18 protein-coding genes are annotated in these 20,397 nt (G+C 44.0%); 5 read left to right on the top strand and 13 right to left on the bottom strand.

Annotated elements, in window-relative coordinates:
• Window positions 1-129: 129 nt before the first annotated feature.
• The 3 genes from RH85_RS18985 to phhA all read right to left on the bottom strand — a co-directional run bounded on the left by RH85_RS18985 (window position 130) and on the right by phhA (window position 2,038).
• Window positions 130-783 carry an SH3 domain-containing protein gene (locus RH85_RS18985; RefSeq protein WP_039949370.1) on the bottom strand — a complete coding sequence of 218 codons (654 nt, stop codon included), beginning with the start codon at window positions 781-783 and terminating at the stop codon, window positions 130-132.
• Window positions 784-891: 108 nt separating this feature from the next.
• Entirely contained in the window at window positions 892-1,254 is a 363-nt protein-coding gene (locus tag RH85_RS18980; RefSeq protein WP_006714345.1) for a 4a-hydroxytetrahydrobiopterin dehydratase, read from the bottom strand.
• Entirely contained in the window at window positions 1,244-2,038 is a 795-nt protein-coding gene (gene phhA, locus RH85_RS18975) for a phenylalanine 4-monooxygenase (RefSeq protein WP_006714344.1), read from the bottom strand. The genes RH85_RS18980 and phhA overlap by 11 nt, the downstream gene beginning before the upstream one ends.
• Window positions 2,039-2,311: 273 nt before the next feature.
• Between phhA and RH85_RS18970 the strand changes: the two genes are divergently transcribed.
• Window positions 2,312-4,345, top strand: coding sequence for an acetoacetate--CoA ligase (locus tag RH85_RS18970; RefSeq protein WP_006714343.1), 2,034 nt, complete (start codon window positions 2,312-2,314; stop codon window positions 4,343-4,345).
• A 43-nt stretch (window positions 4,346-4,388) separates the two neighbouring features.
• Here the strand turns inward: RH85_RS18970 and RH85_RS18965 are convergent, their stop codons facing one another.
• Window positions 4,389-4,970 carry a class I SAM-dependent DNA methyltransferase gene (locus RH85_RS18965; protein WP_006714342.1) on the bottom strand — a complete coding sequence of 194 codons (582 nt, stop codon included), beginning with the start codon at window positions 4,968-4,970 and terminating at the stop codon, window positions 4,389-4,391.
• A gap of 136 nt (window positions 4,971-5,106) precedes the next feature.
• On the opposite strand from RH85_RS18965, the gene RH85_RS18960 reads away from it, so the two are divergent.
• The 4 genes from RH85_RS18960 to RH85_RS18945 all read left to right on the top strand — a co-directional run bounded on the left by RH85_RS18960 (window position 5,107) and on the right by RH85_RS18945 (window position 9,181).
• Window positions 5,107-5,985, top strand: a complete 879-nt coding sequence (locus RH85_RS18960) for a LysR family transcriptional regulator (protein ID WP_006714341.1) — start codon at window positions 5,107-5,109, stop codon at window positions 5,983-5,985.
• A gap of 225 nt (window positions 5,986-6,210) precedes the next feature.
• Complete coding sequence (locus RH85_RS18955) at window positions 6,211-7,104, top strand: cation diffusion facilitator family transporter (protein ID WP_006714340.1); 894 nt, start codon at window positions 6,211-6,213, stop codon at window positions 7,102-7,104.
• A 215-nt stretch (window positions 7,105-7,319) separates the two neighbouring features.
• Window positions 7,320-8,933: a response regulator gene (locus RH85_RS18950; RefSeq protein ID WP_006714339.1), complete on the top strand. Its 1,614-nt coding sequence runs from the start codon at window positions 7,320-7,322 to the stop codon at window positions 8,931-8,933.
• Between the two features lie 50 nt (window positions 8,934-8,983).
• A complete protein-coding gene (locus RH85_RS18945) occupies window positions 8,984-9,181 on the top strand; it encodes a hypothetical protein (RefSeq protein WP_006714338.1) in 198 nt (65 codons plus the stop codon).
• Window positions 9,182-9,286: 105 nt separating this feature from the next.
• On the opposite strand, the gene RH85_RS18940 is transcribed toward RH85_RS18945, so the two are convergent.
• The 9 genes from RH85_RS18940 to RH85_RS18900 form a co-directional block, all read right to left on the bottom strand.
• Complete coding sequence (locus tag RH85_RS18940; protein WP_006714337.1) at window positions 9,287-10,567, bottom strand: glycosyltransferase family protein; 1,281 nt, start codon at window positions 10,565-10,567, stop codon at window positions 9,287-9,289.
• A gap of 255 nt (window positions 10,568-10,822) precedes the next feature.
• Complete coding sequence (locus RH85_RS18935) at window positions 10,823-11,605, bottom strand: family 16 glycosylhydrolase (RefSeq protein WP_006714336.1); 783 nt, start codon at window positions 11,603-11,605, stop codon at window positions 10,823-10,825.
• 90 nt (window positions 11,606-11,695) lie between these two features.
• The gene (locus RH85_RS18930; RefSeq protein ID WP_006714335.1) at window positions 11,696-12,751 is read right to left on the bottom strand and encodes a hypothetical protein; all 1,056 of its coding nucleotides are present in this window, start codon (window positions 12,749-12,751) and stop codon (window positions 11,696-11,698) included.
• Window positions 12,748-14,130, bottom strand: coding sequence for a DUF3131 domain-containing protein (locus RH85_RS18925; RefSeq protein WP_006714334.1), 1,383 nt, complete (start codon window positions 14,128-14,130; stop codon window positions 12,748-12,750). Before RH85_RS18925 ends, RH85_RS18930 begins: the two co-directional genes overlap by 4 nt.
• 11 nt (window positions 14,131-14,141) lie before the next feature.
• Complete coding sequence (locus RH85_RS18920; protein ID WP_006714333.1) at window positions 14,142-15,542, bottom strand: DUF3131 domain-containing protein; 1,401 nt, start codon at window positions 15,540-15,542, stop codon at window positions 14,142-14,144.
• A gap of 19 nt (window positions 15,543-15,561) precedes the next feature.
• Entirely contained in the window at window positions 15,562-16,881 is a 1,320-nt protein-coding gene (locus RH85_RS18915) for a DUF3131 domain-containing protein (RefSeq protein WP_006714332.1), read from the bottom strand.
• Entirely contained in the window at window positions 16,871-18,730 is a 1,860-nt protein-coding gene (locus tag RH85_RS18910; RefSeq protein WP_006714331.1) for a glycosyltransferase family 2 protein, read from the bottom strand. The genes RH85_RS18915 and RH85_RS18910 overlap by 11 nt, the downstream gene beginning before the upstream one ends.
• A 45-nt stretch (window positions 18,731-18,775) precedes the next feature.
• Window positions 18,776-19,255: an ATP-binding protein gene (locus tag RH85_RS18905; RefSeq protein WP_006714330.1), complete on the bottom strand. Its 480-nt coding sequence runs from the start codon at window positions 19,253-19,255 to the stop codon at window positions 18,776-18,778.
• A 20-nt stretch (window positions 19,256-19,275) separates the two neighbouring features.
• Complete coding sequence (locus tag RH85_RS18900) at window positions 19,276-20,397, bottom strand: nucleotidyltransferase family protein (protein ID WP_006714329.1); 1,122 nt, start codon at window positions 20,395-20,397, stop codon at window positions 19,276-19,278.

Raw genomic sequence — 20,397 nt, 5'->3', positions numbered from 1 at the left:
TAGTGAGAAAGCCTAAGTGGCTAAAAATGCTTGGGCATTATACCTGTTTGAAAAGTAAAAACAAAAAAGGAGATTTACAATGTAAACCTCCTTTAAATCATAAGCTTATTACAGAAAAAAACAACCACACTAACGATAAAATATCTTACCTGTTTGAACATTTAGGTAGATTTTGTTGGCCTGCTTTAAACCACCACAGTAAACAAAATAAACATCATTTTGATATTTCACCGAGCGAACCCAGCCTTTCAACTCTTCAAAATCAGGAGGTAAGCAGATCCCTTCTTGGATCAGATCATCCGTCGTTTGAATGAATACATCAAAATGCAATTTGAAATCATCCGAACCTTCAACATAACTGCTAATGGTTTTTACTCTTTCTTCTTGAGTTATGGTTGGAGGGACTGCAAGCAACGCGTCCATTGGAATCCATTCCGCGACCTCTGGTTCCCCTTCGTTGTAGACATAATAAGGTGAGATGCGTGCCCAACCTTGTTTTTTCTCCAACACATGAACCTTATCCCCTCGGTAAAGTTCAGACTCAATGAAGCCATCTTTAGATGGCATCTCACGTACACCGAGCTTTTCCGGGTTCACATAGTAATCCGTTTGCTCAACAATCGGTTCTGGCGCTTGACTTGGCGCTTGTTGCGTCACTTCGACCACCGGGGGTTGAGCGGCCAATTCGGCTAAACGTGCCGCCTCTTCTTCCGCAGGTTTGTAATAGAACACATAGTAGCCTCCCCCTGCGAGGCTTATACCGACCAGCAAAAGGACGAGCATCAATATTTTTTTCATTCACCGATGTCCGATAAGAATTAGAGTTAACTTCTATATCGGCATCAAATAGAAATCTTTAAGATATTGTTGAAGACAAGACAGCCTTATCCACTATGGCGTGATTTCATCGCACTTTGCTGCACAAATAAAATCATTCTTATGCAGGCCTTTAATTGAATGGCTCCACCACGTTACCGTAACCTTACCCCACTCAAGTAAAATAGCAGGGTGATGGAATTCTTCTTCCGCGATTTCCGCGACACGATTAGCAAATGACCACGCTGAGAGAAAATTGTTAAATTTGAATGTCTTCTCTAGTTGAGGGATACCATCTCGCTCTTCAATATGCCACTCATTCAACAGTGCTAATAACGCTTGCTGCTGATCGTAATTGAGCGCAATGGCATCATCACTACACGCTTCGCAACGCAGTTCATCAAGTGTTTGTTCATTCAGGTTAAGCTCATTGAACATGGTCAAATTCCTTAGCTAAAAAAAGAGGTGGATAGAGGCCATCTAAAGACGCACGTTCAACCTCTGCCATTAAATCTAGCTGACTCAGTTGATAGAGTTGGTCAATATCACTTAAAACGAAGTAAATTGGTTGCATTATGTCAATACGATATGGCGTCCGCAGCACGCGATTAATATTGAATGCTTCTCGCTGGACATCATTTTGCGCTAATGCAGCAATGGTCTCTCCAGGAGAAGATAATATTCCCCCACCATAAATTTTTAAAGCCTCCCCTTCCTTGACCAAACCAAACTCAACTGTAAACCAGTATAGACGGGCAAGATATGCTCTTAGCTCCGGTTGCGCCGCTTGGCCTAGCTGACCGTAAACATGGGTAAAATGAGCAAAGTTGGGGTTGGTCAGCATGGCGCAATGACCGAACACTTCATGAAAAAAATCGGGTTCTTGTAAGTAGTCGAATTCTGCACGTGAACGTAAAAAGGTCGCAACCGGAAATCGACGCCTCGCCAATAATTCAAAAAAGCGGTCAAAACTAATTAAGGCTGCCACTGGCTCTAGTTGCCAGCCGGTAGAATCCAATAAAACGTTATTTATTTCAGACAATTGAGGGACACGATCACGAGGGAGGTTAAGCAGTTTTAAGCCTGCTAGATATTCTTGGCATGCATGTGTTTCAACCAACGAAAGTTGCCTAGCCATTAAATCATGCCAAATGGCGTCTTCTTCCTCACTCCATGCAACCCGACCCGTTTCATCTACGGCTTTTGAGTGATACTGAGTCATAACCCACTCTCCCTGTAACCATGCCTATGTTAATCCTTTTCGCCCCTCTGACGCTGTCATTGCGATGAGATAGCCTGAGTAAACGTACTTCCTTTTAAAGTTTATGGAATAGCCGCTATTACGACAAACTGAAACCGATATTTGCTGCCACATTGCGTAATATTTTATTTACACTTAAATTATTTTCTCATTAATTCAGTAAGATGCTGATTTGCATTTTTGTCGCGTTGTTTCAATACTCAAATAGGATTTGGATGGATTGAGCGAACAGACATGGCAGATTTTTACGACGATTTATGCTGGCAACCCAGTCAACGAAGAATTGAAAATTCTCTGCTAACCCACTACCTAAACACCATAAAATCTGATCTTCCATCAGCCAAAAACCTCGGTTGCTACCCCTCTCTGCACGCTTGGTCTGTCACTCACAGCGAGCAATTTTGGCAATCGATTTGGCAGTTTTGCCATGTACAAGGGCTTAAAGGAACGCGGACACGCCAAATCCTAGATGCCAAATGGCAAGATGTGGTGGAAAACCGCGATACGACCTGGTTTGCCGATAGCAAACTCAACTACGCGCAAAATCTATTGGCTGGTGAAGCGCGCATACCAAAGAGTAAAGACAATCAAGATTGCGAAACAAAGCTTGCGATGATCTTTGAACGTGAAGATGGAGAGCGCACAACATTCACATGGCAGCAACTCTCCCTCCATGTGTCAATTGTTCAACAGTGGCTGCAAGCTCAGGGTGTGACACAAGGTGATGTGGTTGCGGCCTACTTGCCTTATGGCCCCCAATCGGTGATTGCGATGCTTGCGACTTCGAGTATTGGTGCAATTTGGACTTCAACCTCACCAGACTTTGGGGTTGAGAGTGTCATTGAACGATTTGGGCAAGTGCAGCCCAAAGTGCTATTTTGTGCCGATGAGACATGCTTTGCTGGTAAGCACTTTCCACTATTAGAAAAGAATGAAGCCATCGCATGCGCCTTACCCACTCTTACTGCTGTTTGCGTGATCGATAGAGATCACAGCCACCCTTCGAATTGCCGAGAGAATAGAAACAAATACAATCTCATTCATTGGTCTGAGATGAGCAGGCATTTTTCAGCCAAAGATATCACCTACACCTTGGTGAGTTTTAACCATCCCCTATTTATCCTCTATTCCTCCGGCACAACAGGTAAACCCAAATGTATTGTGCATAATGTCGGCGGCACGTTACTTAATCATTTGAAAGAGCATCAACTGCACTGTGATATTCAACCTGGTGAGCGGGTATTCTATTACACCACTTGCGGATGGATGATGTGGAATTGGCATGTCTCTACACTGGCAAGTGGTGCCACTTTGGTGATTTATGATGGCAGCCCGACTTACCCAGATCCGGAGCGTTTATGGCAACTGGCCGCGCGCGAGCAGGTCTCTTTGTTTGGCACTTCGGCCAAATATCTCGAGTACATCGCTAAAATTGGAGTGTCTCCTAAACGCATCAGTCAATGGCCTGCATTGAAAACACTGTGTTCAACAGGATCGGTACTCTATCCAGAGCAGTTTGATTACGTCTACCAACAGATCAAAACAGATATCCACTTAGCTTCCATTTCCGGTGGCACGGATATTTGTGGCTGCTTCGTTCTCGGTAATCCCATTTCTCCCGTCTATCGCGGTGAATGCCAAGGTGCAGCGCTCGGCATGGATGTGGCAGTATTTAACGCACAAGCCGAGCGCATTGTGGATCAAAGAGGTGAGTTAGTCTGCTGCAATAGCTTTCCCAATCAACCTATTGGCTTTTGGCTCGATGATGGAGAACGTTATCACCATGCCTATTGGCAACGTTTTAATAGCGTGTGGCACCATGGTGATGATGTGCAGGCGACACCCCATGGCGGAATGGTGTTTTATGGACGAAGTGATGCGACATTAAACCCTGCAGGAGTGCGTATTGGCACCGGCGAGATTTACCGTCAAGTGAACACATTGGCAGAGATAATGGACTCTCTAGCAGTAGGATATCAAGTTGAGTCTGATGAAATGATTGTGTTATTTGTGCAGCTTACTAAAGGTACAAAGTTAGATACTTCACTGCGCGAGCGGATCAAAACAACGTTGAAAATACAATGCTCGCCAAGGCATGTTCCCAAGTACATTTTACCACTCAGTGAGATGCCAAAAACCAAGTCGGGCAAACTGGTTGAGTTGGCGGTTAAGCAATTATTGTGTGGCGTAAAAATAGACAATCTGGGCGCAATTGCTAACCCAGACATTCTTAAAGAGATTGAGCAGATTTGGCGATCAGCACGTTGAAATAGTGTTTATCGCCAATCGTTACTTAATGGTGGCAGCATTGCTATTTGGTCGCGATAGCCATTAGCACTTTAAACGTGCCTTCTTCCGTAACCACTTCAAACGGCACTGATGTTTGCACATCACTAAAACCCACCCCTGACAATACACGCTCAGCTCGCGCCTCAGTCATCGCTTGAGACTCGCTTTCATCGCTCGCTAACCAATCCCATTGAACGAATTGGCCTCCTTTTTCCAGCAAGCTGTATATAATGTCAGAAACATCTGAGTAGTTGGGAATTAATCCACAAACCGATGAAGCCACAACTAAGTCAAATTGGTTACGAAACGCAGGGTGCATAGCAACTAACCCGCGGGTAAGCATATCGACCACAGGCTCTACGTTATCCAGTGCTTTTTTGTCCAACTGCTCGATCATGCCTTCTGAGCCATCGAGCGCTACAATATCTTTAACCGACGGTGACATTTTCTGCGTCAGCAACCCTGTGCCGCAACCAAAATCCAATACATGTTTGTTGGTCAAATCTACCGTCTTAATTAGAGAAGAAAATGCACTCTCAGCATAAGTCATTGCTGCTGTATCGCTGTCCCACGTGCTCGCACATTCATCCCAATTGATCGCCATTGTGGTCTCCTTTAAACTGCTTTCACCGCAAAGGTAAGTGTATTCCTTATTATACGCCACCCCTTTTTAAGTGGAAACAGACATTTGGCGCAAATTAATTTACCATGACGTACCAAATTGAAGAAAAGCGACGCATATGAACTTATCGCAAATCGAAGCGTTTTGTAGCGTGGCCGATACGGGGTCTGTCTCGGAAGCGGCGCGACAATTAGATTGCAATCGAACCAAACTCAGCATGTCGATAAAAGCACTTGAGAAAGAGCTAGATACGGCATTATTTATCCGTTCAGGCAACCATCTTTTCTTGTCAGAAGCAGGCAAGGCAATCTACAAAGATTGCCAGAATTTATTAGTGACAGAATCTCGTATTCGCCAAACTTGTGTTCAGGCCAGCGGAGAATTTAACGCGGAAGTATGGATTGCTCGTGATGACTCACTTCCCGATGAACTTTGGCAAGACCTTGCCCATCGCCTTAATAAACGCTTTCCAGCCACCTCATTCAACATGGTTTTAGCCTCCTCTGGCGATTTGGCCAATTTAGTGGTGACCGGACAAGTCGATTTCGCCTTTGGTGTCGATTACGAACGCATTAACGATCCGCACATCACCTCTCAACCACTTGGCAAAATTCGTATGATGTCGGTATGCAATGCCACCCACCCTCTGAGTAAGTTACGCCGCGTTTCCGATGGTGAACTACGTAACAGCATGCAAGCGGTGATGGTTTACCTTAACGAAAAAGACAACCCTGAGCTGCAGCCGCTATCACTGCAACACATCGGTTTTTCTAGCTTTGACTATATTCTCAACTCAATTCTAACCGAAGGGGCTTGGGGGGTCTTACCCGAACCGCTCATCCGTCATCATCTACGTAGCCAAGAGCTTGCCGTGATCAAACACACCTATGGCCTAACTCAAGAAGACTATTGCATGTTTTCTTTAGTCAGTATGAAAGAACATCCTGGAATGACATGGATAGCCGATAAGCTCAATGAATATCTATTTGATTTCTAGCTACACCCCGAACAAAGAATCATCGATTGACATTTTTAATCGTCACAAAAGATCAAAAATCACCCACCGACAATTATTTTGACACCAACATTTTAACTTAAGATATTGTTTTTATGTGGTTTAATAAAAATTTGTTCATATCCCCCTCTAAGACACCGACAATGCATTTGTAAAAATGGCGGAAAATCTCAAGAATAGAAGGACGTTCTAAGGAGAATTTCAACCATGTGTGCCCAAACAAGCTTAAATGAAAAGCGAATCTTAACTTTCTCAGCCCTTCTCGCATCAGGGTTTGCAGCAAGCGGACTCGTGCTTGGCCTTATCATGGGTTCTTTGGTTATTGTCTTTGATGGCGTCTACTCTTTGGTTAGCCTACTGCTAACATTATTGTCACTCGCTGCATCTCGTTATATCAGCCGCCCATCACAAGGCGAATTCCAATTTGGTAAAGCCGTGATTGAACCGATCGTTATTGCCATTAAGGGCTTGGTGATTCTTGCCATCGTTGGCTACTCACTCTATTCGGCGGTCATGTCACTAATCACCGGTGGCCGTGAGGTCAATGCCTCTATTGCTGCGCTGTTTGGTGTGATCAATGTAATTGGTTGTGGTTATGGCTGGTGGTATATCGCCAACAAATCAAAACGCTTTTCTTCTGGTTTGATCCATGCCGAGACCAAACAATGGCAAATGGATACCTTATTAAGTGTTGCTGTAACTCTTGGCTTTGTAGTGGCGTTTTTATTGACACTAACACCCTATGCGCACCTTAACGTTTACGCCGATCCAATGATGATGATCCTGATGTCATTTTACTTTATTAAAGTGCCATATGAGATGCTAAAACAAGCAATGAAAGAGCTGTTATTAATGACACCAAGTGACGCAATTCATAACGCAGTAGATATTGAAGTCAACAATGTCGATAAACAATTTTCACAGCACATTGAGTTAGCTGGTGTGGCTAAAGTGGGCCAAGAACTTTGGGTAAATATTGATGTTCACAGTAACAATAAGCATCTTGAGTTAGCTGAAGTCGAAAAAGCAAAGCGCTTACTAAAGGATAAACTGTCGCCACTCAAATTGGATTTACAGCTCACAATGAACATTGCTCATTAACATTGCAATTCTTGGCCATTAAGACTGGTTTGATTGATCAACCATAAAGAGCACCTAGAGTGCTCTTTATGGTTTCAATGGCCATCAGTAAACAAAACCAATACGCATGTTATCTAACCATTTAAAATGTAAGTGTATGGCAAATATGAAACTCGTAGACTAACCTGTAATATAGGGAAGGATACCTATAACAATGCTTAGCTTGGGAGGCACTCTTGAGAAAGGTTAATACCAGCTTTTTAAAAGATATGCGCGTGCTCATCGTCGATGACTCCAGCACCGCTCTGCTCTTAATTAAGCAGCAACTCGTCGCTCTTGGGGTCAATCACGAGCAGATCATCACGGTAGAACGCTACCAAAATGCAATCAAAGCCATCGAAACGCATCAGTTTGATGTGTTGATTCTCGATTATCACTTAGAGCAACATCTTACCGGATACGAATTGGCTATGTTGCTTTATCGTAATCGCTTAATTAGTGATACCACTGGCGTATTGATGATATCTGGCGATGCGAGACAAGAAACCGTTCTGACCGCCCTTTCTGGCAAAGTCCGTCACTTTGTCACTAAACCTCTTAGCAATACTTCTTTGGCAGAAAAACTCAGTGTCATTCATAGAGAAACCCAAAAGCTGGCACAAATAGGCCAAGCCATCATTGCCGGAGAAACACTATCGGCGAGTAACTTGTTTGAGATGATTAACCGCTCAGGCTTTAATATCAGCCTTGAGGCTTATTTACTTGAACATTGGATGAGTAAAAACAAGTGGGGACTGATTGACGCTTACATTACCATTTCATCTACTCAGTGCCACGCCTCTAAAATGTGTGCCATCGCCCACCTGCTGCATCGCGACAATAACACCCAGCAAGCGATTGAAGAGCTCCATTCATTTTTAACTGAGAATCCGCTTTCGATCCGAGTAATGGACACTCTTTCTCTACTTTATGCAGAATCAAATCAAGCCAGCAATGCCGCACAATGGGCCAACAAAGCGTTTGAGCTAACACCCAGCATTGGTGAGCGAGCCTCCAGAGCAAGTCATTTGACCGCGGTGGCAAACAAGCGTAATCAACTGTTAAAAATAGGCCAGATATACGCAAAACATATGTCTTTAGCCGATATCAATTGGTTAAAGAGTGTCGTACAGCATTTTCAATCTCTAGAAAATGTTTACCAGTTGACCGAGAGCACCAGTGCTAAAACGGATGTATTGCAACACGCGAATAAATTTGTCCAACTGGCTGGACGAAAACTGACCCAAAAACGCGCACAGCAACTGTTGGCCTTACACCATCTGTTCCAGTGTCATATTTTGATTGATGAAAATAATGACAGCCTTGGCCATAAAAAGCTCATGCAAGCGATGGCAAGCTTCTATGATGAGTTATTCGAATGCCCTCCGATATTATTGATGGAGTTTTTGCCCGCACTCGAATTGTTTGGTGAGCATGAAATTCATGCTTCTCTGGTTAATGTACTCAAAGCTCGGGGGGCGAATATGCAACCGTTAGGACAATCACAAAACCCCTTCCAAATAAATGCCAGGGCACCAGAGCACTACCAAGCAAAAGACGAACGCCTATTGAGCCAAGCATTTGTGCAACAATTTCCACACTCTTGTGAGGCGAAAATTCAGTTTTTGCATGCCTATAGCCATGACTCAAATCAATCCGATACCAATCAGATCAGACGCATTGTATCCGAATTAGCGACGCTCGATTTGCCACCCAATTGGCACAACTGGATCACAACAGGTAAGCAACATGGTTTCACTGTTGCGCCACCAGCAGCATTCTCGTTATCGACATTAAATAATAGAATGTGATGTACAAAACCTAGCCCCTATCCTCAACAGGATGAACTAGGGAGGTTTATATGGATAAAGAAGCAAAAAGAATGATGTATCAAACGATAGATTTGCTTTCTGTCGGAGAAAGACAGCAACTTATCGCTTATTTAGAGGAGAGTAAGCAACAGCGGCGGATCTCAGATATTGTTACTCAAGAAGAACTTGAAATGATCTACGCAGCCTCTCTCAATATAGAAACACAGGACAAAAGAGAGCCTCATTAATGACATTAAACTGTTTCACCATAAGTAATCGGTTGATCCTAAGATCAACCGATTTTTTTGATAAGCGCAAGTGAACTTATCCCCAGCGCACTCTGCGCGCCAACACTAAGCCCCCTGCGCATGCAGTGACTTAGCTGCGATAATCCAGTTGCGTACTGATTGCGGAGACATTACCTCTGGTTTACCTAAATCTGCATCGGAAGCAACAGCTAACTCCGGCGGTAGCACATCAATGAGCAGCTCCAAATCTTTATGTGAATCGATTTCTTTGATGAACACATCTGCCATATCTTCGCTATAGGCCGCTTTACGTGCTTTTGCAGCCTTGACTAAGCCATCTAACAGTACATACCACGTCGTCATCGGACCTTGCACAATTGACGCTGATTCAGCTGCCGAATCAATAAATGCAAAAGGTACTGTGGTGATAGGTTGGTTCATTTCCATCGCAGCGAAAATCCAATCGGTATCAAATGAGAAGTCATAGACCGTCGGTTTTTGTAAGATTTTTTCTAACACTGGACGACTATAAAATTTAAACGCCGCTTGGGTATCTTTTATTCCTTGATCAAAAATCTGCGCACCAATCATACGCTGCATATGACGCAGTGTTTTGATCCCTACCCCCCAGCGCTCCTCTTGTTTCACCAAAATGGAGTCTCTATGTTTACGATTGCCTAACACCACTTGCTTCGATTGATTGATGTATGGATCTAGAATCAGCCCTAGTTGACCAAGATGCACTGAATTATCAGCGTCAGTGTAGACGACGCCATCAACGCCAGCGGAGAGTGCATAATCACAGCCCAAAATGATGGCTCCTCCTTTACGTGAATCATTGACGCTATCTAATCCATTAAGTGGCCCTGATTTACTCGGTATCGCCATTGAAAGTTGCAAGACTTTAACCTGCTCATTGACCTCTCTTGGCTGCTGATGGGTAATGCGTTTCGCAATGTGCGCACTATCGTGAGGACAGCCATCATCAACGGCATACAACTGCCACTCGACTTGTGAGCCTTTGGTTGCCCATTGCAGCTGACGTATTTTTATGCGTAGTGAATCTTCCCCGTTAGGGTTGTTGCTGCTCTTGGGTTGCAAACGGTTATGTTCACCCCACATCGCAAACACCGCGCCCACTTTAACTGGCTGGGTCAGTGATAGAATTTTTTGGCGAGATTCAACCAACTTGAGAGCGAGTTGAAACTCTAGCGGCGCCTGATGAGTTTCAGAGAGTTGTTTCAGATGGCGGAGCTGTAGATCTTCAAGATCTAGAAGGTTATCTGCGAGATTGAGCAAACGAGTTTGATGTGAGTTATCGGTAAGATCGAAATCTACGCTTGCTTGATGCATAAGATCAAGCGCATGCGCTAATGATGTATCCATACTGTTACCTTAGACTGACGTTATGTATTTATAAGTTGTCTTTAAAAGGTAGTATGCATGTAATTGAATACAAGTTAATTGACTAACTTTCCTTGCTGAATGACGGTTTGAAATTAACGTCACCCCCTCAGGACAGCGATAGGATTGCTATCTAAGTAGCTGTTGATATCTAAGAAGCTGTCGGCATCAAGTAAATGTCGGCATCTAAGCGACTGGCCGTTCCAGACGAACACTGACGATTGCGCATCAGTGAACTTAGGGCTCGCAATTTGTATCTTGTTGATAAGAAAAATTACGGTACTTCGCCTTATAGCGCGCTTTTTGATCTTGTTTAAACACACCTGCCCAATTTGATATTTCAGGGTTGGTTGCCCATACATTAGCCATGACGCGCAATTTGGAATGATCTGCATTGGGCAGTGGATCAAATTTATTGTTCTTGACCTTGAATACTGATTTACCATCAATAAACCATTCTAAATACTCTTTACCCCAATAAATACCGTAACGATGAAACGCTTGGGATGCGTCAAAATCTAAAAAAATCAGTGTTTCATGGGTATTCGCGTAATCGTCATCATCGGTCCAAAAATTGAGTTGCACCATATTGGTATTGGAACCTAAAAATTCGATGTCTATTTCATTATGCAGGCCACTGCCATCCTCAGGCTTATCATATGGTCCTGCAAACAAGAAAAACGAAGTTACCACCCCTGGTGCCTGAATCGGCTTCATGTCAATTTCATAGCAGCCATAAGCGTAGTAATCGTGGCTGCGGAGTTCGCCGGAATAAAACGTGCGCTGGCCTTGTTCATCAAGCGTTTTATCCGATTTTAACGCGATGCTCATTCCACGGTTATTAAATGAAACGGCTTTGCTTTCCCATCGATTTAGAAATGGAAAACCATTCTCCCAACCATCTGCTACCCACCATTTACTGCTATCTAGATTGGTCAGATCGTCTTGAAAAGATTGGGCATGAACACTCAACGGCACAATGAGCACGCACAACAACATGATACTGGTAAATTTAAACATGAACTCACACTGCCGATTACTTTTTGTATTTAATAAGCGTAATGCAAAACGCAATCTTTGCACGCGACAAAGCCGCTAAATTGACCGTTGTTACTCTGGATTTGGCGCAAAACTTCGACGCTGACTCGCCTCAACACCTTGGCTACTCTCTGACCCAATTATCCCCCTTGATATCAGTTTATCTTCACTCTCAGTTTGTATATCTGGGTGAGTCACTTGCTTATTGCCTAAGTTGGCGTGGTCTTGCTCTATTATCTCACCATCAACAACGATGGGCGTGGCAATGACCACTTGATCTTGTACCAAAGTCGTTTGGGATGTGACCGATGTCTGGGTATTATCTTGCATGGCTTGTGGTAGTGCTTTGGCAGGGGGTGTTTTTAGCTGTTTCTCCATTTGCTGGTGGCGGTTTGTCGCCACAACAGGCACACTGCGCGCCGTCACAGGAGTGGCATTTTTCTTTGCTGGTGCTGCTGTATTTTGTTCTGGACTGAATGCCTGTTTTTCTTTAAACGCCTCATTAAGCTGCAATGGCTGATTTGGCACATATTGACGTAATTGCGATCCTTTAGCGCCACTATCCGTGGAGCCTTGCGTATAAATTTGAGTTTGTTGCTCCACTTGATTTGCCAGATCAGAAGATGGGGAGCGATAAGAAAAATACCCAAGCTTGTCTTGCCAAACCTCCACCAAAGAAAACAACTCTAGCCAGGTATTATCAATGGATGACCCGGTATCACCAGGCGCCATGTTGACCTGTAACCGAGTGCTCGACTGCTCAAACTCTTGATGTAGCTTACTTTGCAATTGCTCCCAATTTGCACCCGACATTAAAAAGTAGCGAACGCTATTCGCCCAATATTCATAGGCGATTGCATCACGATTTTTCTCTGCTGCGATAGCCGCTAACCCTTCCGCCAATCCTGCAGCTTGCCACATCGCTTTTGCTCCGAGTTTACGTTCAAGCGTTAGCATAATATTGCTTTGTTGATGAAAACTCTCCGCCGCTTGCGCATAACGCGCTTGTCCCAACAATAATGTTGGAGTGACCAGCGTATTAATCACCGATTTATGCAGGGTTTCCTGACCAAATACCCAGCCAGAGGGGAGATAAAGCAGTAACCATAATAAAATTAGTTTTTTCATCGAAATGTCTCAACTAAACAGTTGCCAGGGTGATCAAATCGCGAATTAAACTTCACATCCCGATACTCTTTATCACTGCTACGCTGGTACAATTTACCACGTTGCTTATAAAGTAAGGCCTCTAACACCCCTGCATTAGTTTTTAAACTTAAGCTTTTTTCATAGGCACTGGTGAGTTCAAAGCGACCTTCGTACCAGCCTCTTTGTGGGTCATACAGCTCTTTCACTAACGTCATTAATCGCTCGGTATACTCTGTTTTCCACAGAGCCCACATTTGAAAGGTAATACGCGTTGATACCAATGCGAGCTGGTCATGAGAAGACCCATCTTCCGCGAGCGTGATCCACGGAGTACCTAGCCCATATATTGCATCGTAAACAAAGTAAGGCTCACCCGAGACGACATGTTCACCGCGAGCAGTATAAATACGTTCATTTTCCCAACGTCGTTCTTGCACCAAATAAACCGCATCCGCCATAGCGGAAAGAGTTTGGTTAGTATGTGTGGCATCACTAGAGCTATCGTCACCGATATCATCCCAATTAAACTCTAGTCCCATCCATAAATATGGCGTGCTATAAACAGGTCGAAGTACGTTGAAAATGCGCGGGTCACGGCCATCAAAAATCAGATCCACACCATAAATCGTTGCCACATCGTAAGGTTCAATATTGATCGCTTTTTTAGGCACAATATGCCAATCAACGTAACCATAAGAAGTATATTCTTCAACGCCTAAGCGTCCCTCTTTGTAGCGATGAACCTGACCGTCGTTAACCACCGCACCATACAATTCCCCATCTGCACTGATAAGCTCACAGAAGTTCCAACGCAATACCGCTTTATCAATGTACTCTGAAAATTCAGGCGAGTGGCGCTTCACTATCGCCAACACAATTAATATCCGGCCAACATCTAACGATGACCAACCAATATCTTGCGGTTGATTACCGTAATTCACCATTTGACCATGTTGAGTGCTGTAGACCTTGTTCGGGATTTGCCCTTGACTAAGTGGCATTTTATTGAGAAAGCTCAGCACTAACGAGAGCCGTTCGTCATACTCTTTGTTGGTAATAAAACCAAACTCTTTCGCCGCTAATAGCGCAATGAGGTAATCGGCTACGCCTGACATATTCGTCGTCGGGTAGTTATCAAGACTATTGACTAAACCGGTTGAGAGTTGGGTATTATTCTTAATGTATTTCCACGCTGTCGCTGCCCATGCCAGCTCTTCTTCGGTCAAGTCACCGTGACGACCTTGACGTACCATTTGCGAATGATTAAGGGCGGTAAATCCATCGTTTACGCTTTGATAAATAACACCACACGCTGATAAACAGAGGATTAACGCTAATACCACGACATTCTTTAGCATTGAGCGCCTCGCTACTGTACAGGCTCTATTTTCTTACGCGGTAGGCATTGACCTTCGTAACCAAATGGAGACTCTAGCGCCCTCTCCCATAAGCTCGGAGCGACATCATCTTTATATTTAAGAAGTTTGCCCTGTTTTTTATACAGCAATATTTCTAGCGTGATGCCGTTGTTATTCGACGTAAAGGTATTGATCAACCCTTTGCCATTTTCAAATATCCCTTCATAAAAGCCTTTCTCGCGATCATAGGCCGTCGATACGTGGTCAAAAAGTAAATCGGTGTATTCGGTGTCCCATAGAACCCACATTCCCATCGCGCCTTTAATCGCTACGGCGGAGAACTGCGGAAGGAAATCTCCCACCTCTGAAATGGTGTTCCAAGCAAAGCCATCGGTATAGATAGTGTCGTAAACGAAATAAGGCGCTCCAGCAAGCTGGTGCTCTGTGCGAGCGGTAATGATACCGGTTTGTTTATAGCGCTCTTCTTGAACACGATAGATCTGCAAGGCAAACTCTGCCATCCATTGATGAGAATAGGAATTGTCATGCTCTGAACGGTCATCGACCGTATCCCATCCAAGTTCAATGCCATCTAACACATAGCTCTCCGTTACAACGTAACTATGAGCTTTGAGTTTTCGCGGGTCTCTGGTGTCGTACGGTACGTCGTATCCAAATAAATTGATGGTTGAGTACGGTTCAGCTAGCAGAGATTGCTCAACATTGAAGCCCCATAGCTGGAAGCCCTTCGCGGCATACTCTTCATAACCTAAACGTCCTTCTTGGAGATACTGAACATCTTTTCCAGGTTCAAGCAATGCTCCAAACATAGTGCCATTTTCGTCAATAATATTGCAAAAATTCCATCTTAGTACGACAGAATCAATACTGGTGGCGAATTCAGGATAACGATGCTTCACAATGTGCAGCCAAATCATCAGACGGCCTAAGTCCAGTGCTGAGTAACCAATTTCACCCGGTTGATTACCATAATCCACTTTAGCGGCAGTTTGTGTGTTGTACGCTTTATTAGGTAGCTCACCACGGAAAAGATCAAGATTATTCAGCGTGGCAAGGAAACGAGTTAATCTCGAGTCCATCTCTTCTTTTTTGATAATACCTAGTTCATAAGCACTGACCATTCCCGCAAGATACGAAGAAGCATCCCACCATGTCACTGAAGGGTAATTGTTCACCGCATTAACCAGACCAGTGTTTTCTTGGTAATTATTCTCAAAATACTTCCAGGCAATTCGAGCCATATCCATTTCTTGCTCTGTAAGTTCGCCATGGCGAGGTTTAGGAATATCCCAATGAGATTTTCTCTCCACGATGTCATCAGAAAATTGGTTGTACTTATTACCGCAACCAATCAAAGCCAACGTTACTAAACCGATGCAGATACCACGCATACACTCTTCCTTCTACTTATTATTTCTCGCCTATGGTTAGCAATGGGCCATTTTCTATATAAGCCAAAGACTCCAACACGATTCCGTTGGTGTTAGCGGTAATGGCTTTATTGGTTCGTCCATCGATTTCATAGCGGCCTGAATACCAGCCTTTTTTATTTGAATAGAGCGCGCCAGCTTCGTTGATCAGTAAATCTGTATAATCTGATTCATACAGTGCGTACCAACCAAAAGCGGCCTTCGTTGATAGTGTTTTTAGGTGAGCTTGATCTTTACCGTCATCTGAAATGGCATTCCATGTTTTGCCGTTAGAAAAAACCGTGTTGTAAACAAAATATGGCGCCTGATCGACGTTATCTTCACTGACTGCGGTCACAATGCCAGTCTCATCATAGCGACGCTTCTGCGCTTGATAGATTCGGTGAGCGAAAATTTTTGATACGCTATCGGCACCAAACTCAATCCCGTCGAGAATGTAGGATTCACTCACTACGTAGTTATGAGCATGAAACTCAGCTGGGTCACGTTTATCGGTCGGAATATCTATTCCGTACACATCAACCATCTGTAGAAAATCAATATATTTCATTGAATTGAAAACATCCCGCCCCATCAAAGCGAGAGATTTCGACGCGTATTCTTCATAGCCAATTCGGCCTTCTTGCACTAACTCCATACTGCCATCTTTCGCGGCCGGACGAGCACCAAATAGATAACCGTCAATCAGCATATCGCTGACACTCCAGTGGTTTAATACATCGTTCACTTGCTTATTGAACTGAGGGTATTGCCAAATCACGATATTCATTGGCACTAGAATGCGGCCGATATCAATCGCCGACCAACCAATACCATTCTCTTGCGGATTATTTTCATAATCCACCATCTCAAGAGTCTGAGTGTTATAAGCTTTATTGGGCAATTTACCGTTAACCAATGGCAGGCGTGATAACGTGACTAGCGCTTTTTCCATGCGCATACTAAACATTTCTGTCGTGATCACATTGAGTTTTTCTGCGGCAATAAGCCCCATCAAATAAGACGCAGTATCCCACATGGTCGTTGATGGATAGCCATCCACAGAGTTCACCAATCCGGTGTTTTCTTGGTAATTGTTCTCAAAATATTGCCACGCGATACTGGCCCACTCATATTCTTGTGTGGTCAAAACGCGATTTTGCTTTAACGGAATATCTTCATTCACTTCGAACGTAATGTTGCCGAGCACTTGACCGTCTTGGCGTGTCTCAATGCTAAATGCAATCACCAATGCCGTCGTCAGACCTAAAATAAACACAATGTGGTGACGGGCATTCACTAGCGCTTGTTTAAACTTCATATTTCAACTCCTCTGAATTCGTCGCCGCGTGCTGATCTTCATCGGTACTCGGTGGTGTCCAAAATGCAGCAGCCATCACACCCCACATCGCCATCATGTTGTTAATAATCCAAAACGTATTTAACACTAAGCCGCCAAAGGAGTAGCTTCCCCACATGCCTGTCGTGTAGCCAGTCCAAGCAAACGTTAATGCGAATAAACTAAGGAAAAAAACCATACTTTGTGGCAAAACTAATTTAAAGAAATTTCCGGTTTGTCGCTCTTTTGGTGTAGTAGGAAAAGTAATTTTCCGACCTCGTAGCACGGTCCAAAGCGCGCGTAAATTGACGGGAAAAAATGAGAGAAAGTTGGTCTTACCCTTGTAGCCAGCAACGCCCCACGTACCTACCATCATGGCCAATTCCGCCGTCAGAACAAATGGTAAGAAGTGCATGTAAAACGTAACATCATACGCACTGACTGGCGCAATCGAGGTAAGGAAATAGATGATTGGGCATGCCAAGAAAATAATGTTCCAGATCGCCGAAAGGTTCGACCAGAAACTCGCGCCATACATCAGCTTTTGCTTTAGATTGAGACCTTTTCGAAACACCGGATTATCGTTCATAAAGATGTCAATGGAACCGCCTGAATATTTAAAGCGTTGTACCGTCCAAGTTTGCAAATCTTGAGGGGAGAGCATCTTGCTTTCGACACGAGGATGCATCACAGAACGCCACTGACGTTCTTGATCTGAGTGCAATACAATCGAAGTGTAAAGATCTTCCGATACGTGAAATTTGTACGGTGTAAATTCAGTATCAAACAGAATTTCATTACGCAGGTTATCGGAGATGTCTTGATCGACTTCGCGCTCTTTCGTCAGACGGCGAATTTGGCGTTCAACTTGATCTTGTTCGTTGGTGATTTGCTCTGCGTACGCCCTTAGCGCGGCTTCCATCACCGCTTCACGACGGTGGATTGACCCTGCGCCACAACAGAAAGCAGCATTCGCCCAGTTTCTTCGACGTTGAATAACGTCGTAAAACATTTGTGGATCATTCACGAAAGGATCTTCTCCCAACGTGACGGGCCCGTAGAGCTTTTCAAAGCCAGCGCCAAAATAGGAAGCCCACTTACCCATTTTACGCTGCAAAAACTTTGGTAAGCGCTCTCCTTCAGGCAGGTCAAAAAACCACTGCGGCGTTTGCACCCACGCCACATTTGGATCACGAAAATAACCCAACGTGTTTTCTAAAATGGTCGGAAATGGGCGCGTGTCTGCATCACAAATGACCACAAAATCGCCATAGGTTTGCTCCATTGCGTTACGTAAGTTACCCGCTTTAAAGCCAATATTACCCTCCCGGGTAATATAGCCAACTCCCATGCTGTCGGCCATTGTCTTCATTTCAGGACGATTACCATCGTCAAGAATATAGATATTTATATCGATAGGATGCGGATAACGAACCTTTTGCGCATCCAATATGCTGAGCTTAACCAGTTCCGGCTCTTCATCATAACTAGGGAAAAAAATATCAACACTGATCGGTCTATTTTCCTCAGTGTCTCTGACACACTCGGCAATTTTAAATGGCGCTTCCCTGCTCGGCTCATCTTTCACTTTCCAAAGATTGTAAGTGAAAAGAATCGAACCAATAAACGCACAAGACTCCGCGAATGCAAGCGGCAATGAAAACCACAACGCATCGTAGTTCAATGCAAAACTCCAGCGCCACCATAAATACCACATGCCAAGCGTCAAGTTGCATGTTGCTAGATATTGGTACAACAGCTCGCGAGGGATACTATGAGGCACGGGCTCTGGTGGAACGCGATGTTCAAAGTGCTTAAAATAGTGATCCATCTAGATACTCCCTATCCAATTCAGTGTTCGCAGGTTAATGCCGAGTTACACGGTCAGCGCTTGTTCCTCTAACGCTTTCACCATTAAAAAGGTATTTTTCGTGTGTTGTGTACTCAATTTCACTGTATCCATTAGGCTGGAAACAATGATAAAACCTCGCCCCGAAGTCGCCCATGTGGCGTCGTCTTCTGGATCTGGCTCGATAAATGTGGTGGCAAGCTTATTTTCAAACTCTTGCTGCGACATTACGCAGCCATAATCAGACACTGCCATCAGTAACACTGACTGACTAGAATCGGTTTGAATTTCACACTGCAATTCAATCGGCTGGCCTTCTTGCTCGTTATAAGCATGAATAAATGCGTTGTTCACAATTTCCACCACACACAACTCTAGTTGAGCGGCAAGTTCGTTTGATATACCAACAAGAGAGCAAAAATGCTGCAGGTCTTCAGATGCATCACGCGATGCATCCAAAGAGCTCAAGTAAGTATTACCAAAATGCCTGCTGTGGCTATTGGTCATCTCTTTCTCCTTTGTAATCACTAAATCGATTTCAATGCGTCCGATACTCGATCTTTCGGACTCGAGCGCAAATGATTCCACTGTAAATCGTCGCAAGGTCGACCATCATGGCCAATGCAGTAGTTACCAAAAATCGTTTGCTGATTAACAACCGTATTTGGGTGCACATGAATATTGTCGAAAATGAGTGATTCTTGGACCTGACATCCCTTCTCTAAAATGCAGTTGGCACCAATCAAAGCCGGGCCGGTAATATTGGCATCGTCATCAATTTTGCAGCCACTACCAATGACTGCTGGAGGGACAATATTGCATTTATCCAAATCGACAACCGTGTTAATACCAACCCATATTCCCGCTTTAACTTGCGTTCCAGGGATACGATAGCCAGGCACTTTGCCATTTAGGATGTCGCGAGTTACTCCCCAAATATCGCTGATGTTCCCCACATCTAGCCATTGGAAAGGCATATCTACAGAGTAGAAAGGGACATGTTGCTCAACCAACAACGGGAATAAATCACTACCAATATCAAACTCTTCTCCATTAGGGATGTAGTCAAATATTGCCGGTTCAAAAATATAGATACCGGTATTGATCTGATTAGAAAGGGCTTCTTCTTTACGCGGTTTCTCTTGGAAACTGGTCACTTGACCGCGGCTATCTGTCACCACAACGCCATATTTTTCCACTTCATCATCGAGTACATTTTTGCTGATGATCGTTGCAATGCCACCACGTTTTTTGTGTTTTTTTACCGCTTCATTTAAGTCAAGATCAATCCAAGCATCACCGCAGACAACAACAAAGGTTTCATCAAAAAAACCAGAAAACTCTTGGATTTTTTTCATTCCGCCAGCAGAGCCAAGCGCCTTACTTTGGTATTCCCCTTCGATTAACTCCCCTTCATACGAATATGAAAGCTGCACACCAAAGTGGTGTCCGTCACCAAAATAACCTTCAATGACTTCTGCAAGATGGCTGGTATTGATCATGATTTTGCTAATGTTGTGTTGGGCAAAGAGCTCAATCATCGATTCCATTACCGGTTTCCCTAGAATTGGAATCATTGGTTTAGGAATCGATTGAGTAATCGGTCTTACTCGAGTTCCTTTGCCTGCGGCAAGAATCATCCCTTTCAT

Source organism: Vibrio ichthyoenteri ATCC 700023 (assembly GCF_000222605.1).
Lineage (GTDB): Bacteria > Pseudomonadota > Gammaproteobacteria > Enterobacterales > Vibrionaceae > Vibrio > Vibrio ichthyoenteri.
Note: the sequence above shows the minus strand (reverse complement) of the source record. Positions and strands in the feature narration are given on the sequence as shown.

Bases quoted from the DNA above. Each gene is read 5' to 3' on its own strand.
- RH85_RS18985 (WP_039949370.1), bottom strand. From the start codon at position 783: ATGCTCGTCCTTTTGCTGGTCGGTATAAGCCTCGCAGGGGGAGGCTAC.
- RH85_RS18980 (WP_006714345.1), bottom strand. From the start codon at position 1,254: ATGTTCAATGAGCTTAACCTGAATGAACAAACACTTGATGAACTGCGT.
- phhA (WP_006714344.1), bottom strand. From the start codon at position 2,038: ATGACTCAGTATCACTCAAAAGCCGTAGATGAAACGGGTCGGGTTGCA.
- RH85_RS18970 (WP_006714343.1), top strand. From the start codon at position 2,312: ATGGCAGATTTTTACGACGATTTATGCTGGCAACCCAGTCAACGAAGA.
- RH85_RS18965 (WP_006714342.1), bottom strand. From the start codon at position 4,970: ATGGCGATCAATTGGGATGAATGTGCGAGCACGTGGGACAGCGATACA.
- RH85_RS18960 (WP_006714341.1), top strand. From the start codon at position 5,107: ATGAACTTATCGCAAATCGAAGCGTTTTGTAGCGTGGCCGATACGGGG.
- RH85_RS18955 (WP_006714340.1), top strand. From the start codon at position 6,211: ATGTGTGCCCAAACAAGCTTAAATGAAAAGCGAATCTTAACTTTCTCA.
- RH85_RS18945 (WP_006714338.1), top strand. From the start codon at position 8,984: ATGGATAAAGAAGCAAAAAGAATGATGTATCAAACGATAGATTTGCTT.
- RH85_RS18940 (WP_006714337.1), bottom strand. From the start codon at position 10,567: ATGGATACATCATTAGCGCATGCGCTTGATCTTATGCATCAAGCAAGC.
- RH85_RS18935 (WP_006714336.1), bottom strand. From the start codon at position 11,605: ATGTTTAAATTTACCAGTATCATGTTGTTGTGCGTGCTCATTGTGCCG.
- RH85_RS18930 (WP_006714335.1), bottom strand. From the start codon at position 12,751: ATGAAAAAACTAATTTTATTATGGTTACTGCTTTATCTCCCCTCTGGC.
- RH85_RS18925 (WP_006714334.1), bottom strand. From the start codon at position 14,130: ATGCTAAAGAATGTCGTGGTATTAGCGTTAATCCTCTGTTTATCAGCG.
- RH85_RS18920 (WP_006714333.1), bottom strand. From the start codon at position 15,542: ATGCGTGGTATCTGCATCGGTTTAGTAACGTTGGCTTTGATTGGTTGC.
- RH85_RS18915 (WP_006714332.1), bottom strand. From the start codon at position 16,881: ATGAAGTTTAAACAAGCGCTAGTGAATGCCCGTCACCACATTGTGTTT.
- RH85_RS18910 (WP_006714331.1), bottom strand. From the start codon at position 18,730: ATGGATCACTATTTTAAGCACTTTGAACATCGCGTTCCACCAGAGCCC.
- RH85_RS18905 (WP_006714330.1), bottom strand. From the start codon at position 19,255: ATGACCAATAGCCACAGCAGGCATTTTGGTAATACTTACTTGAGCTCT.
- RH85_RS18900 (WP_006714329.1), bottom strand. From the start codon at position 20,397: ATGAAAGGGATGATTCTTGCCGCAGGCAAAGGAACTCGAGTAAGACCG.